General features: G+C 70.1%; 12 protein-coding genes. 9 read left to right on the top strand and 3 right to left on the bottom strand.

The window, feature by feature from the left end:
- The first annotated feature begins 18 nt into the window (after positions 1-18).
- Genes hisD through B5M43_RS07055 form a run of 3 tightly spaced genes read left to right on the top strand, consistent with a single transcriptional unit; the run spans position 19 to position 2,933 of the window.
- Complete coding sequence (gene hisD, locus B5M43_RS07065) at positions 19-1,332, top strand: histidinol dehydrogenase (protein ID WP_055991776.1); 1,314 nt, start codon at positions 19-21, stop codon at positions 1,330-1,332.
- A gap of 46 nt (positions 1,333-1,378) precedes the next feature.
- Positions 1,379-1,876, top strand: coding sequence for a transcriptional regulator NrdR (gene nrdR / locus B5M43_RS07060; RefSeq protein ID WP_134746288.1), 498 nt, complete (start codon positions 1,379-1,381; stop codon positions 1,874-1,876).
- A 28-nt stretch (positions 1,877-1,904) separates the two neighbouring features.
- Entirely contained in the window at positions 1,905-2,933 is a 1,029-nt protein-coding gene (locus B5M43_RS07055; RefSeq protein ID WP_134746289.1) for a quinone-dependent dihydroorotate dehydrogenase, read from the top strand.
- A gap of 60 nt (positions 2,934-2,993) precedes the next feature.
- Here B5M43_RS07055 and B5M43_RS07050 read toward each other — a convergent pair whose 3' ends face one another.
- Complete coding sequence (locus tag B5M43_RS07050; protein WP_082543119.1) at positions 2,994-3,587, bottom strand: DUF3043 domain-containing protein; 594 nt, start codon at positions 3,585-3,587, stop codon at positions 2,994-2,996.
- Positions 3,588-3,637: 50 nt separating this feature from the next.
- On the opposite strand from B5M43_RS07050, the gene B5M43_RS07045 reads away from it, so the two are divergent.
- The 6 genes from B5M43_RS07045 to B5M43_RS07020 all read left to right on the top strand — a co-directional run bounded on the left by B5M43_RS07045 (position 3,638) and on the right by B5M43_RS07020 (position 9,895).
- Positions 3,638-5,047 carry a dipeptidase gene (locus B5M43_RS07045; RefSeq protein ID WP_134746290.1) on the top strand — a complete coding sequence of 470 codons (1,410 nt, stop codon included), beginning with the start codon at positions 3,638-3,640 and terminating at the stop codon, positions 5,045-5,047.
- A gap of 78 nt (positions 5,048-5,125) precedes the next feature.
- Positions 5,126-5,494: an iron-sulfur cluster insertion protein ErpA gene (gene erpA / locus B5M43_RS07040; protein ID WP_055991789.1), complete on the top strand. Its 369-nt coding sequence runs from the start codon at positions 5,126-5,128 to the stop codon at positions 5,492-5,494.
- Positions 5,495-5,655: 161 nt separating this feature from the next.
- Entirely contained in the window at positions 5,656-6,567 is a 912-nt protein-coding gene (coxB, locus tag B5M43_RS07035) for a cytochrome c oxidase subunit II (protein WP_055991792.1), read from the top strand.
- Between the two features lie 2 nt (positions 6,568-6,569).
- The gene (ctaD, locus tag B5M43_RS07030; protein WP_055991795.1) at positions 6,570-8,315 is read left to right on the top strand and encodes a cytochrome c oxidase subunit I; all 1,746 of its coding nucleotides are present in this window, start codon (positions 6,570-6,572) and stop codon (positions 8,313-8,315) included.
- Positions 8,315-8,752 (top strand): cytochrome c oxidase subunit 4, encoded by a 438-nt coding sequence (locus tag B5M43_RS07025; RefSeq protein ID WP_134746291.1) that lies wholly within the window; start codon positions 8,315-8,317, stop codon positions 8,750-8,752. The genes ctaD and B5M43_RS07025 overlap by 1 nt, the downstream gene beginning before the upstream one ends.
- A gap of 348 nt (positions 8,753-9,100) precedes the next feature.
- On the top strand, positions 9,101-9,895 hold the full coding sequence (locus B5M43_RS07020; protein ID WP_134746292.1) for a hypothetical protein: 795 nt from the start codon (positions 9,101-9,103) through the stop codon (positions 9,893-9,895).
- Positions 9,896-10,037: 142 nt separating this feature from the next.
- Here B5M43_RS07020 and B5M43_RS07015 read toward each other — a convergent pair whose 3' ends face one another.
- Both B5M43_RS07015 and B5M43_RS07010 read right to left on the bottom strand, forming a co-directional pair.
- Complete coding sequence (locus B5M43_RS07015) at positions 10,038-11,714, bottom strand: ubiquinol-cytochrome c reductase cytochrome b subunit (protein ID WP_134746293.1); 1,677 nt, start codon at positions 11,712-11,714, stop codon at positions 10,038-10,040.
- Positions 11,714-12,787, bottom strand: a complete 1,074-nt coding sequence (locus B5M43_RS07010; protein ID WP_134746300.1) for a ubiquinol-cytochrome c reductase iron-sulfur subunit — start codon at positions 12,785-12,787, stop codon at positions 11,714-11,716. The genes B5M43_RS07015 and B5M43_RS07010 overlap by 1 nt, the downstream gene beginning before the upstream one ends.
- Between the last annotated feature and the right edge of the window lie 21 nt (positions 12,788-12,808).

The raw sequence follows: 12,808 nt of genomic DNA, 5'->3' as shown, positions 1-12,808 counted from the left end.
GGCTGACAGAATAGGGGGATGCGCACCATCGATCTCCGCGGCCGCACGCTGACCACCGCGGAACTGCTCGCGATCGTCCCTCGGGCCGCAGAGGCCAGGGCGACCGCGCTGCATGTCGCGGCCGAGATCGTCGAGGACGTCCGCGTGCGCGGCGAGGTCGCGCTGCGCGAGCAGGCCGAGCGGTTCGACGGCGTGACCGGGCACTCGGTGCGCGTTCCCGCACAGCACATCGCGGAGGCCGTCGACGCCCTCGACCCGCAGGTGCGCGCCGCGCTCGAGGAGGCCATCCGGCGTGTCCGCGAGGCGTCGGCCGCTCAGGTCCCCGCACCGCGCACGACCGATCTCGGCGCCGGCGCGCGCGTCACGCAGCGCTGGCAGCCGGTCTCGCGCGTCGGCGTCTACGTGCCGGGCGGCAAGGCCGTGTACCCGTCGAGCGTCGTCATGAACGTCGTGCCCGCGCAGGTCGCCGGCGTGCAGAGCGTCGCGCTCGCCTCGCCCGCGCAGCGCGACCAGGACGGCCGCGTGCACCCCACGATCCTCGCCGCCGCCGGCCTGCTCGGCGTCGACGAGGTCTACGCGATGGGCGGCGCGGGCGCGATCGGAGCGCTCGCCCACGGCGTGGACGCCATCGGGCTGGAGCCCGTCGACGTCGTCACCGGCCCCGGCAACAACTTCGTCGCGGCCGCGAAGCGCGCGGTCGCCGGCGTGGTGGGGACGGACTCGGAGGCGGGCGCCACGGAGATCCTGATCGTCGCGGACGACACGGCCGACGCGCGCCTGATCGCCTACGACCTCGTGAGCCAGGCCGAGCACGACGAGCAGGCGTCGGCCGTGCTCGTCACGCCGTCCGCCGCGCTGGCGGAGGCCGTCGCCGCCGAGGTCGAGAGCGTCGCGGCCGCCACGCGCCACAGCGAGCGCGTGGCGACGGCACTGGCGGGGGAGCAGTCCGCCATCGTGCTCGTCGATGACGCCGCCGCGGCCGAGGCGTTCAGCAACGCCTACGCGCCCGAGCACCTCGAGCTGCACATCGCGGATGCGGCGGGCGCCGCGCCGCGCTATACCAGCGCGGGGGCCGTGTTCGTCGGGTCGTACACGCCCGTGAGCCTCGGGGACTACCTCGCCGGATCGAACCACGTGCTGCCCACGGGCGGCCAGGCGCGCTACGCGGCGGGTCTGGGATCGCACACGTTCCTGCGTCCGCAGCAGGTGATCGAGTACGACCGCGACGCGCTGGCCGACGTCCGCGACGCGATCCTGGCGCTCGCCGAGGCCGAGGCGCTGCCCGCGCACGGCGAGGCGGTCGCGGCGCGCTTCGGCGACGTGCGCGGCTGAGCCGGGCTCCGGAACTCCCAGGCGTCACGGCGTAGGCTTTCGGGTCATGCACTGCCCCTTCTGCCGTCACGGCGACTCCCGAGTGATCGACTCCCGCACGAGCGACGACGGGCTGTCCATCCGGCGGCGCCGGCAGTGCCCCAAGTGCGGCGGCCGCTTCTCGACGATCGAGACCGCGAGCCTCAACGTCATCAAGCGCTCCGGCGCGGTCGAGCCGTTCAGCCGCGACAAGGTGATCTCGGGCGTGCGCAAGGCGTGCCAGGGGCGTCCGGTGACGGACGCGGACCTCGCGATCCTCGCCCAGCGGGTCGAGGAGGCCGTGCGCCAGACCGGCCTCAGCCAGATCGACGCGAACGAGATCGGGCTGGCCATCCTGGGTCCGCTGCGCGAGCTCGACGAGGTCGCGTACCTGCGCTTCGCGAGCGTCTACCAGGCGTTCGAGTCGCTCGAGGACTTCGAGGCGTCGATCGCGGAGCTCCGCGCCGACCACGCGCGCGCCTCCCGCGCCGACGCCCCGGCGGACGTCGACGACGAGTCCGAGTGAGGCACCGGCTCGCGATAGCCTGACAGGGATGTATCCCCTCGTCTTCCGCCATGTCCTCGCGCGCCTCGACCCCGAGTTCGCGCACCACCTCGGCATGGCCGTGATCCGCGTGGCGGGCACCTGGCCGGTCCGGCCGCTGGTCCACCGCTTCACGCGTCCGGCGCCCGAGCTCGCCGTCGAGGCGCTCGGCCAGGTCTTCCCGTCGCCGTTCGGCGTCGCGGCCGGCTTCGACAAGAACGCGGTCGGCGTCCGCGGGCTCGAGGCGCTCGGCTTCGGGCACGTCGAGATCGGCACGGTCACGGCCGTCCCGCAGGACGGCAACCCCAAGCCGCGCCTGTTCCGCCTGATCCAGGACCGCGCGGTCGTCAACCGCATGGGCTTCAACAACCGCGGCGCCGAGGCCGCCGCCCGGCGGCTCGCGCGGCTGCGCCGCACCGGTGCGGTCGTGGGGGCGAACATCGGCAAGAGCCGCGTGGTCGACGTCGCCGACGCGACGGCCGACTACGTCAAGAGCGCCCGGATGCTCGCCCCGCTCGCCGACTACCTCGCGGTCAACGTGTCGTCGCCGAACACCCCGGGACTGCGCGGCCTGCAGGCGGTCGAGACCCTCGCCCCGCTGCTGCGCGCGGTGCGCGAGGCGGCGGGCGCCACGCCGCTGCTGGTGAAGATCGCGCCGGATCTGCCGGACGACGAGATCCAGGCGATCGCGCGCCTCGCCGTCGACGAGGGCCTCGCCGGCATCATCGCCACCAACACCACGATCTCCCGCGAGGGCCTCGCCACCGACGCCGCGACGGTCGAGGCGGCCGGAGCGGGCGGCCTGTCGGGCGCGCCCCTCAAGGCCCGTTCGCTCGAGGTTCTGCGCACGGTGCGTGCCGCCGTGCCCGACGACTTCTGCGTCGTCTCCGTGGGCGGGGTCGAGACCGCCGAGGAGGTCCAGGAGCGCCTGGACGCCGGCGCGACCCTCGTGCAGGGCTACACGGCGTTCCTCTACCGCGGCCCGCTGTGGGCCTGCGAGATCAACGCGGGCCTGTCCGCGATCCGCGCGGCACGCTGACCGACCGAGAACGACGCCCCCGGCCGTGACGGCCGGGGGCGTCGTCGTGTCGCGTGGGGATCAGACGGGGAACTCGCCGCGCTTGACCTGCGGCTTCGGCAGACGCATGAAGCGCATCTGGACCGAGCGCATGGCCGAGTACCAGCCGAGGCCCTTCTCGAGCTTCTCCTTGCCGAACTTCGCGGCCGCCTTCTTCTTGACCGTGGCGGACAGGATGATCATGTCGCCGATCACGAAGAAGATGAAGATCCACAGCGCCACGAAGGACCAGTACTGGAAGAAGTCGAGCGGGATGAACGTCGCGATGATCACGACGATCATGGCGGGCATCAGCAGCTCGCCCAGGTGCCAGCCGGCGTCGGTGTAGTCGCGGGCGAAGCGCTTCTGCGGGCCCTTGTCGCGCAGCGGGAGGTAGCGCTCCTCGCCGTTCGCCATGCCGATCCGCGCCCGGTCCTGGCGCTCGCGCAGCTCGGCGCGGGCGCGGGCCTTGGCCTCCTTGGTGTTCGCGACGAGCGGGCGCTTGCGGGCGGCCTCGCGCTCGGCGCGCGTGGGGGTGGGGCGGCCCTTGCCGGCCGCGGCGTCGTCGCCGACCGGCTGGCCGTTCAGGGTCGTGCCGTTCGAAGCGCCGTCGTTCACGGCGGGGGTCTTGCTCACGGGTGTGCACCTCGGATCGGTGGAGAGGGGATCGACCTAAGATTACCCGCATGACTTCGGAGCCTTCTGTGGAAGCTGGAACGATCGACGCAGCGCTGCTCGAGACCGCAGAGGGAGGGATCTCCGCCGCTCTGGGCGATCTGGGCCGGCTGGTGCGCATCCCGGGCATCGCGTGGCCTGCGTTCGATCAGGAGCAGCTGCAGCGCAGCGCCGCGACCATCGCCGAGCTCGCGCGCGACACCGGGGTCTTCGACGAGGTGCGCGTGCTCACCGCCGAGATCCCCGGCATGTCCGAGCACGGTCAGCCCGCGGTGCTCGCCACCCGGGCCGCGCGGAACGGCCGCCCCACGGTCATGCTCTACGCGCACCACGACGTGCAGCCGCCGGGCGACGAGGCCCTGTGGGAGACGCCGCCGTTCGAGCCGACGGTCCGCGACGGCCGCCTGTACGGCCGCGGAGCCGCCGACGACAAGGCCGGCGTGATGGCGCACATCGCCTCGCTGCGCGCGCTGCGCGAGGTGGTGGGCGACGACCTCGATCTCGGCATCGTGCTGTTCATCGAGGGCGAGGAGGAGTACGGCTCCCGCTCGTTCGCGCGGTTCCTGTCGGACAACGCCGACGCGATGCGCAGCGATGTGATCGTGGTCGCGGACTCGGGTAACTGGGATTCCGAGACGCCCGCCGTCACGGTCTCCCTGCGTGGCAACGCGAAGTTCCACCTCACCGTGCGCACGCTCGAGCACGCCTCGCACTCCGGCATGTTCGGGGGAGCGGTGCCCGACGCGATGCTCGCGACCATCAAGCTGCTGTCGACCCTGTGGGACGACCGCGGGTCGGTCGCGGTCGAGGGGCTCCGCGCGCGGGACGCCGAGACGCCCGACTACAGCGAGGAGACGCTGCGCGACGAGGCCGGACTGCCCGACGGCGTGCAGCCGATCGGCGACGGCACCATCCTGTCGCGCATCTGGAACAAGCCGTCGATCACCGTCACGGGCATCGACTTCACGAGCGTCGCCGCCGCGTCGAACACGCTCTCGCCCGAGGTCACCGTCGTGGTCAGCGCCCGCGTGGCGCCGGGCCAGGACGCCCGCGAGGCCTACGCGGCGATCGAGGCGCACCTGCGCGCGCACGCGCCGTTCGGCGCGGAGCTGACGTTCAGCGACGTCGACCTCGGCGACGGGTTCCTCGTCGACACGACCGGATGGGCGGTGGCCGAGGCGCGCGACGCGATGCGCGACGGCTACGGCAAGGACCCCGTAGACCTCGGCGTCGGCGGCTCCATCCCGTTCATCGCCGACCTGGTGCGCGAGTTCCCGGGCGCGCAGATCCTCGTCACCGGCGTGGAGGACCCGCACTCGCGCGCGCACAGCCCCAACGAGTCGCTGCACCTGCAGACGTTCCGCAACGCCGTGCGGGCCGAGACGCTGCTCCTGGGGCGGATGAACTCCCGCTCCCTGTGAGCCCCGGATCCGCACGCCGCGCGCGGCGGTAGAATCGAACGAGTCGCCGCGCATGCGGCCCACCCCGTAAGGAGCGTCATGACCGACACGACCCTCGCCGGCACCCCCGCCGACACGCGCGCGCACGGCGTGAGCCTCACGGACGCCGCCGCCGCCAAGGTGAAGAGCCTCCTCGAGCAGGAGGGCCGCGACGACCTGCGTCTGCGCGTGGCCGTCCAGCCCGGCGGCTGCTCGGGCCTGATCTACCAGCTCTACTTCGACGAGCGCTACCTCGAGGGCGACGAGACCGTCGACTTCGACGGCGTCGAGGTCATCGTCGACAACATGTCCGTCCCGTACCTGGACGGCGCGACGATCGACTTCAAGGACACCATCTCGGAGCAGGGGTTCACGATCGACAACCCCAACGCCTCGGGCAGCTGCGCCTGCGGCGACAGCTTCCACTGATCCGCCTCGTCCGAAGAGCCTCGCACCCCGTCGGTGCGGGGCTCTTCGGCGTGTCCGGACGGGCCCGGATGGACACGCCCCAGGCTGGGCGGTTGTCCTGAACCGGGTGAGAGGTTGCCCTAGACTGACAGGAGCCCCATCCACGTTCGAAAGGTGAATTCGTGCCATCGAAACGCCGTCTCCGCTGGGCCGCGATTCCCGTCGCAGCTGCCGCAGCCGTGGCCCTTGCCGGATGCACTCCCACGGAGCTGCACGGATACCTCCCCGGTTTCCAGGAGGACGGCACGGCGACGACCAACCAGGCCGAGCGCGTCGCCACGCTGTGGACCAGCTCGTGGATCGTGCTGCTGGCCGTGGGCGTGATCACGTGGGGCCTCATGCTCTGGGCGATGGTCGTGTACCGCCGCCGCAAGGGCCAGACCGGCCTTCCGGTCCAGCTGCGCTACAACATGCCGATCGAGATCTTCTTCACGACGGTGCCGCTCATCCTGGTGCTGGGCCTGTTCGCCTTCACGGCGCGCGACCAGTCGGCGATCGAGACGCAGTGGACCGAGGACGAGGTCGACGTCGAGATCACCGCGATCGCCAAGCAGTGGGCGTGGGACTTCCAGTACGACGGCGAGGCCGAGGACAACTCGGACGCCGTCTGGACCATGGGCATCCAGGCGCAGCCGGACGCCGAGGGGAACATCGACCAGTCGCAGCTGCCGACGCTGGTGCTGCCGGTCGACCAGAAGGTGACCATCCACCTTGAGTCGCGCGACGTGATCCACTCGTTCTGGATCATCGACTTCCTCTACAAGAAGGACATGTACATCGGCCGCGACAACTCGTGGTCGTTCATCCCGACGCGTGAGGGCACGTACGCCGGCAAGTGCGCCGAGCTGTGCGGCGAGTACCACTCGATGATGCTCTTCAACGTCGAGGTCGTGAGCCAGGCCGAGTACGAGGACTACCTCGCCGAGCTCGAGGCCCAGGGCAACACCGGCGACATCAACGACGCGTACGACCGTCTGGGGAACTTCCCCGGCACGACCGGCAACGCCGAAGCCACCGAGGAAGAGGGGCACTGATCATGGCGACGACCCTGCAGGAGCACCGCACCACGCTCCCGCCCCGCCAGGCAGCCCTGCTCAGCGCATCGCGCACGGAGCAGAAGGGCAACATCGTGGTCAAGTGGATGACCTCCACCGACCACAAGACCATCGGCTACATGTACCTGATCGCCTCGGTCATGTTCTTCGCGATCGGCGGCGTCATGGCGCTGATCATCCGCGCCGAGCTGTTCGCTCCCGGCATGCAGATCCTGCCCACCAAGGAGCAGTACAACCAGCTGTTCACGATGCACGGCACGATCATGCTGCTGATGTTCGCGACGCCGCTGTTCGCGGGCTTCGCGAACGCGATCCTGCCGCTGCAGCTGGGCGCGCCGGATGTGGCCTTCCCGCGTCTGAACGCATTCGCCTTCTGGCTGTTTTTGTTCGGCTCGACCATCGCGGTCGCCGGCTTCCTGACCCCGTCGGGTGCGGCGTCGTTCGGCTGGTTCGCGTATCAGCCGCTCGCCAACGCGACGTTCTCGCCGGGCGTCGGCGGAAACCTCTGGATGCTGGGCCTCGGCCTCTCGGGCTTCGGCACCATCCTCGGCGCGGTGAACTTCATCACCACGATCATCACGATGCGCGCCCCCGGCCTGACCATGTGGCGCATGCCGATCTTCACCTGGAACACGCTCATCACGAGCCTCCTCGTGCTGATCGCCTTCCCGGTGCTCGCCGCCGCGATCTTCGCCGCCGGTGCCGACCGCGTGCTCGGCGCGCACATCTACGACCCCGCCAACGGCGGCGTCCTGCTGTGGCAGCACCTGTTCTGGTTCTTCGGCCACCCCGAGGTGTACATCATCGCGCTGCCGTTCTTCGGCATCGTGTCGGAGATCTTCCCGGTCTTCAGCCGCAAGCCGATCTTCGGCTACAAGACGCTCGTGTACGCGACCATCGCGATCGCCGCCCTGTCGGTGGCCGTGTGGGCCCACCACATGTACGTCACGGGCGCCGTGCTGCTGCCGTTCTTCGCCCTGATGACGATGCTCATCGCGGTTCCCACCGGCGTGAAGATCTTCAACTGGATCGGCACCATGTGGCGCGGCTCGATCACGTACGAGACCCCGATGGTGTTCGCCCTCGGCTTCCTCGTGTCGTTCGTGTTCGGCGGTCTGACGGGCGTCATCCTGTCGTCGCCCCCGCTCGACTTCCACCTGTCGGACTCGTACTTCGTCGTCGCGCACTTCCACTACGTGGTGTTCGGAACGGTCGTGTTCGCCATGTTCGCCGGCTTCTACTTCTGGTGGCCGAAGTGGACGGGCCGCATGCTCAACGAGCGCCTCGGCTACGTGCACTTCTGGATGCTGTTCATCGGCTTCCACATGACCTTCCTCATCCAGCACTGGCTGGGCGTGGACGGCATGGTGCGCCGCTACGCCGACTACTCGGCGGCGGACGGCTGGACGTGGGAGAACCAGCTCTCGACGGTGGGCGCCATCATCCTCGGCGCCTCGCTGCTGCCCTTCTTCCTGAACGTGTGGGTGACCGCGCGCACCGCGCCGAAGATCACGGTCAACGACCCGTGGGGCTACGGCGGCTCGCTCGAGTGGGCGACGTCGTGCCCGCCGCCGCGCCACAACTTCACGTCGATCCCGCGCATCCGCAGCGAGCGTCCGGCGTTCGACCTGAACCACCCCGAGGCCGGCATCCCCGTCGGCATCGGTCCGGCCAAGGACGCCCCTGACGCGCCGGTGATCGACGCGGCGGACGGAAAGGTCAAGTAATGCGGTCCAACATCGGCCTCTGGTGGCTGCTCGCCGGCTTCTTCGTCCTCATGGCGGTCGTCTACACCGCGTGGAGCATCATCGCCCAGCCCGACCTGCCCTGGTACCAGGCGGTCGAGTGGGCGGGCTCGACGGCCCTCGCGTTCGGCATCTTCATGTCGGCGATGGTGGCGTTCTACATCCAGCTGGTGCACAAGGGCCAGCACGGCGTGGCGCTCCCCGAGGACCGTGACGACGCGGACATCGACGACGGCGACGCCGAGCTCGGCGAGTTCAGCCCGTGGTCCTGGTGGCCGCTCGTGCTCGCGGGCTCCGCGGCGATCGCGATCATCTCGCTCGCGGTGGCGCAGTTCCTGCTGCCGCTGGCCCTCGGCCTCTTCGCGGTCGCGATCGTCGGCTGGGTGTACGAGTACTACCGCGGCTACTTCGCCCGCTGATCCAGCTCTGAGGCGGCCCCGGCGGACTTCGGTCCGACCGGGGCCGTTTCGCGTTGGGCCGGGGCGTGGGGCCGCCGGCGGTGCCGAAAACCGGACGGACGGTGTGTCTGAGGCGAGCGTAAACCCATCCATCCCACTCGCCACATCGGTCCGGTTTTCGGAACCGGCTGGCCCGCGGAGGCTCGTCCACAGCGAACGGGAGCCGCTGGCCGCCCCCATCTGGGTGGATCGGGCCGCCGGAGACCCGGTGCGGGGGCCCACGCTGGCCGGATGGGAGACGTGCATGTCCGGGACGATGAGGGTGGGGATCATCGCGTGTGGCGGACGCGGGATCTGCGCGCATCGGGGATGTCGACGCGGGAGATCAGGTCCGCGGTCGACGGGGGCCTGATCCAGAAGGCCTGCCAGGGTGCTTATCTGGCGCGCGGTGCGCCGGATGAGCACGTGCGAGCGGTCGCGCGCGGGGGACGCCTGACCTGCGTCTCGCTGCTGCGGCTGAAGGGCGTCTTCGTCGCCCGTGCGGGCGGACTGCACACCCATCTCGCGCGGACCGCGACGCAGCCCGCCGTCGATCCGGAGGACGCCGTGCATCGCCAGCGGCTGCTTCGGCCGGTCCACCCGCGGGCGAGCGAGGTCAGCATCCTCGATGCGCTGCACCACGCGATGCTGTGCCAGGACCTGCCCGATGCGGTCGCCTCGCTGGATTCGGCGCTGCAGGGGCGCCTCGTGAGCCACACGGACGTCGACGAGTTGTTCCGCGTGCTGCCGGCCCGACTCAAGCGTGCACGGCGCCTGGTCGACGCGAGGGCGGAGGCGGGGCCGGAGACACTCGTGCGGCTGATGGCAGTGGCACTCGGGTTCTGCGTCGAGTCGCAGGTCCTCATCCCCGGGGTAGGGCGGGTGGATCTGCTGCTCGACGGCTGGATCATCGTGGAGTGCGACAGCAAGGCGTTCCATGAGGACTGGGAGGCGCAGCGCCGCGACCACCGCCGGGACCAGGTCGCGGCCGCGCGGGGTTACGTGCGCTACCGACCGATCGCGGAGGACATCCTGTTCCATCCCGAGACGGTCGAAGATGCGCTGCGCGGCCTGCGCGAGCTTACGCCGCGCGTGCCGAAGACCGGACGGATGGTGCGCGCGTGACGGATGCGATCACTCCGGTCACGCACGTCCCATCGATCCGGTTTTCGGAACGGCAGAGGAGCGGCAACGGCCGCCGGCGGCCCGGCGCCGACACGACGAAGCCCCCGGTCCAGGAGGACCGGGGGCTTCGGTGGAGCGGGGCTCAGTGCTGGTCGTGACCGGCCTCGAGCTCGCGCGGGCTGGGGCCGTACTCGTGCAGCGCGTGTTTCTGGTGCGCGACCGCGGCATCCAGCTCGCTCTGCGTGAGCGGGGCGAGACGGTCCTCGAAGAACCAGCGCGACAGACCGGCGCGCAGCTTCTCGCTGAACGGGATCCGGCCCTGGTCGTTCGGGCGCAGCACGAGGGGAGCGTACGTCTCGACGTCCACGAGCTTCCAGCGCTCGTACTCGTCGACCGGGCGGTGCACCTCGCGGTACTCGCCGCCGGGCATCCGGACGATGCGGCCCGACTCGTAGCCGTGCAGCGCGATCTCGCGGTCCTTCTTCTGCAGCGCCAGGCAGACGCGCTTGGTGATGAAGTACACGACGATCGGGGCCAGGATCAGCGAGATCTGCAGGAAGCGGATCACGCCCTCCATGGTGAGCCAGAAGTGCGTCGCGATGATGTCCGACGACGCGGCGGCCCAGAGGATCGCGTAGAAGACCACGCCGGCGGCGCCGATCGCGGTGCGCGTCGCGGCGTTGCGCGGACGCTGCGCGATGTGGTGCTCGCGCTTGTCGCCCGTGATCCACGCCTCGAGGAAGGGGTAGATCGCGACGAGCACGATGAAGATGCCGAGCACGGCGACGGGGGCCAGGATGCCGAACGAGAGCGTGAAGTTCCCGATGACGACGTCCCAGTTCGACGGGGCGAGACGCAGGGCGCCGTCCGCGAAGCCGATGTACCAGTCGGGCTGCGTGCCGGCCGACACGGGGGACGGGTCGTACGGGCCGTAGTTCCAGATGGGGTTGATCTGCACCAGCGACGCGATCAGCACGATGGCGCCGAAGACGATGAAGAAGAACCCGCCCATCTTGGCCATGTAGACCGGCATCATCGGGTAGCCGACGACGTTGCCGTTCGTGCGACCCGGGGCCGCGAACTGCGTGTGCTTGTTCACGATCATGAGCAGCAGGTGGAGCGCGACGAGCGCGATCACCAGCAGCGGCAGGATCAGGATGTGCAGCGTGTAGAGGCGGCCGACGATGTCGGTGCCGGGGAACTCGCCGCCGAACAGCAGGAACGACGTCCAGGTGCCGATGATCGGCAGACCCTTGATCATGCCGTCGATGATGCGGAGACCGTTGCCCGAGAGCAGGTCGTCGGGGAGCGAGTAGCCGGTGAAGCCCTCGGCCATCACCAGGATGAACAGCACGAAGCCGATCACCCAGTTCAGCTCGCGCGGCTTGCGGAACGCGCCCGTGAAGAACACGCGCAGCATGTGCACGCCGATGCCGGCCACGAAGACCAGCGCGGCCCAGTGGTGGATCTGGCGGACCAGCAGGCCGCCGCGCAGGTCGAACGAGATCCGCAGGGTCGACTCGAGCGCCGACGACATCGCGATGCCGCGCATGGGCTCGTACGCGCCGGTGTAGTGCGTCTCGACCATGGAGGCCTGGAAGAAGAACGTCAGGAACGTGCCCGACAGCAGCACGACGACGAACGACCACAGCGCGATCTCGCCGAGCATGAACGACCAGTGGTCGGGGAAGACCTTGCGGCCGAGGGCCTTGACGAGGCCCGACATGCTGGTGCGCTCGTCGATGTAGTTCGCGGCCGCGCCGACGAACTTGCCGCCGAGCGGCGCCTGGGGCTTCTCAGGTGCGGTGGTGGTGCTCATCAGTGACGCTCCCAGAAGCTCGGGCCGACGGGCTCGGTGAAGTCGCTCTGCGCGATGAGGTAGCCCTCATCGTCGACGGCGATGGGCAGCTGCGGCAGCGGGCGCGCGGCCGGGCCGAAGATGACCTTGGCGTGCTCGGTGACGTCGAACTGCGACTGGTGGCAGGGGCACAGCAGGTGGTGGGTCTGCTGTTCGTACAGCGCCACGGGGCAGCCGACGTGGGTGCAGACCTTCGAGTAGGCCACGATGCCGTCGTACGACCAGGACTTGCGGTCCTCGTCCTCCTTGAGCTGCTCGGGGAGTAGACGCATGAGCAGGACGATGGCCTTCGCCTTCTCCTCGAGGTAGCCGTCGTGGTGGCTGAGGCTCGCGAGCGACTCGGGGATGACGTGGAACGCCGAGCCGAGCGTGACCGACGACGCCTTGATCGGGGTGCCCTCGGGGTCGAGCGCCAGGCGCTCGCCCTCCTTCCACATGGTGTGGTTGAGCAGCGCGACCGGGTCGCCCGCGGTGGGGTTTTCGGCCGTCGAGTGCGGGGCCAGGCCGCGGAACAGCGCGAGACCCGGGAGGATCGAGGCGGCGACGGCGGCGATCAGCGAGTTGCGGATCATCTTGCGACGACCGAAGCCCGACTCCTCGTTGGCGATCGCGAACGCCTCGACGGCCGCGGCGCGGGTGGCCTCGCTGCCGCGGGTCGAGTGGCGCTCCTCGACGTATTCCTTGTCGCTCATGAGCGCCTTGGACCAGTGGATGGCGCCCACGCCGATCGCGAGCAGCGCGAATGCGATGCCCAGGCCGATCCAGAGGTTGTTGTTGCGGATCGAGAGCATCGACCCGTCCTCGATCGGGAACAGCATGTAGGCGGCGACCGCCCAGATGCTGGCCGCGACCGACACGTAGAACAGCGTGTAGACCGTGCGGTCAGCCGCGCGCTCCGCCTTCGGGTCCTTGTCGGTCATGCGCGCACGGTGCGGCGGCAGGCCGGGGTTCTGCACGGGGTCGGCAATCGAAACGGCGAGGCCGGGGGAGGGCCGGTAGACCTCCACCGCCTGCGGTTCGCTGTCGTGCGCCATGGTGCTCCTCGTCACGTCTTC

Origin of the sequence: Microbacterium sp. MEC084 (genome assembly GCF_004514465.2) — a bacterium.
Lineage (GTDB): Bacteria > Actinomycetota > Actinomycetes > Actinomycetales > Microbacteriaceae > Microbacterium.
The sequence above is the reverse complement of the archived record's forward strand: the minus strand, read 5'-3'. Positions and strand labels throughout refer to the sequence as shown.

What these genes read in the sequence shown, in the direction of transcription:
- B5M43_RS07015 (WP_134746293.1), bottom strand. Translation starts at nt 11,714, where the DNA reads ATGAGCACCACCACCGCACCTGAGAAGCCCCAGGCGCCGCTCGGCGGC.
- ctaD (WP_055991795.1), top strand. Translation starts at nt 6,570, where the DNA reads ATGGCGACGACCCTGCAGGAGCACCGCACCACGCTCCCGCCCCGCCAG.
- B5M43_RS07020 (WP_134746292.1), top strand. Translation starts at nt 9,101, where the DNA reads ATGTCGACGCGGGAGATCAGGTCCGCGGTCGACGGGGGCCTGATCCAG.
- hisD (WP_055991776.1), top strand. Translation starts at nt 19, where the DNA reads ATGCGCACCATCGATCTCCGCGGCCGCACGCTGACCACCGCGGAACTG.
- B5M43_RS07010 (WP_134746300.1), bottom strand. Translation starts at nt 12,787, where the DNA reads ATGGCGCACGACAGCGAACCGCAGGCGGTGGAGGTCTACCGGCCCTCC.
- B5M43_RS07055 (WP_134746289.1), top strand. Translation starts at nt 1,905, where the DNA reads ATGTATCCCCTCGTCTTCCGCCATGTCCTCGCGCGCCTCGACCCCGAG.
- erpA (WP_055991789.1), top strand. Translation starts at nt 5,126, where the DNA reads ATGACCGACACGACCCTCGCCGGCACCCCCGCCGACACGCGCGCGCAC.
- B5M43_RS07045 (WP_134746290.1), top strand. Translation starts at nt 3,638, where the DNA reads ATGACTTCGGAGCCTTCTGTGGAAGCTGGAACGATCGACGCAGCGCTG.
- nrdR (WP_134746288.1), top strand. Translation starts at nt 1,379, where the DNA reads ATGCACTGCCCCTTCTGCCGTCACGGCGACTCCCGAGTGATCGACTCC.
- B5M43_RS07025 (WP_134746291.1), top strand. Translation starts at nt 8,315, where the DNA reads ATGCGGTCCAACATCGGCCTCTGGTGGCTGCTCGCCGGCTTCTTCGTC.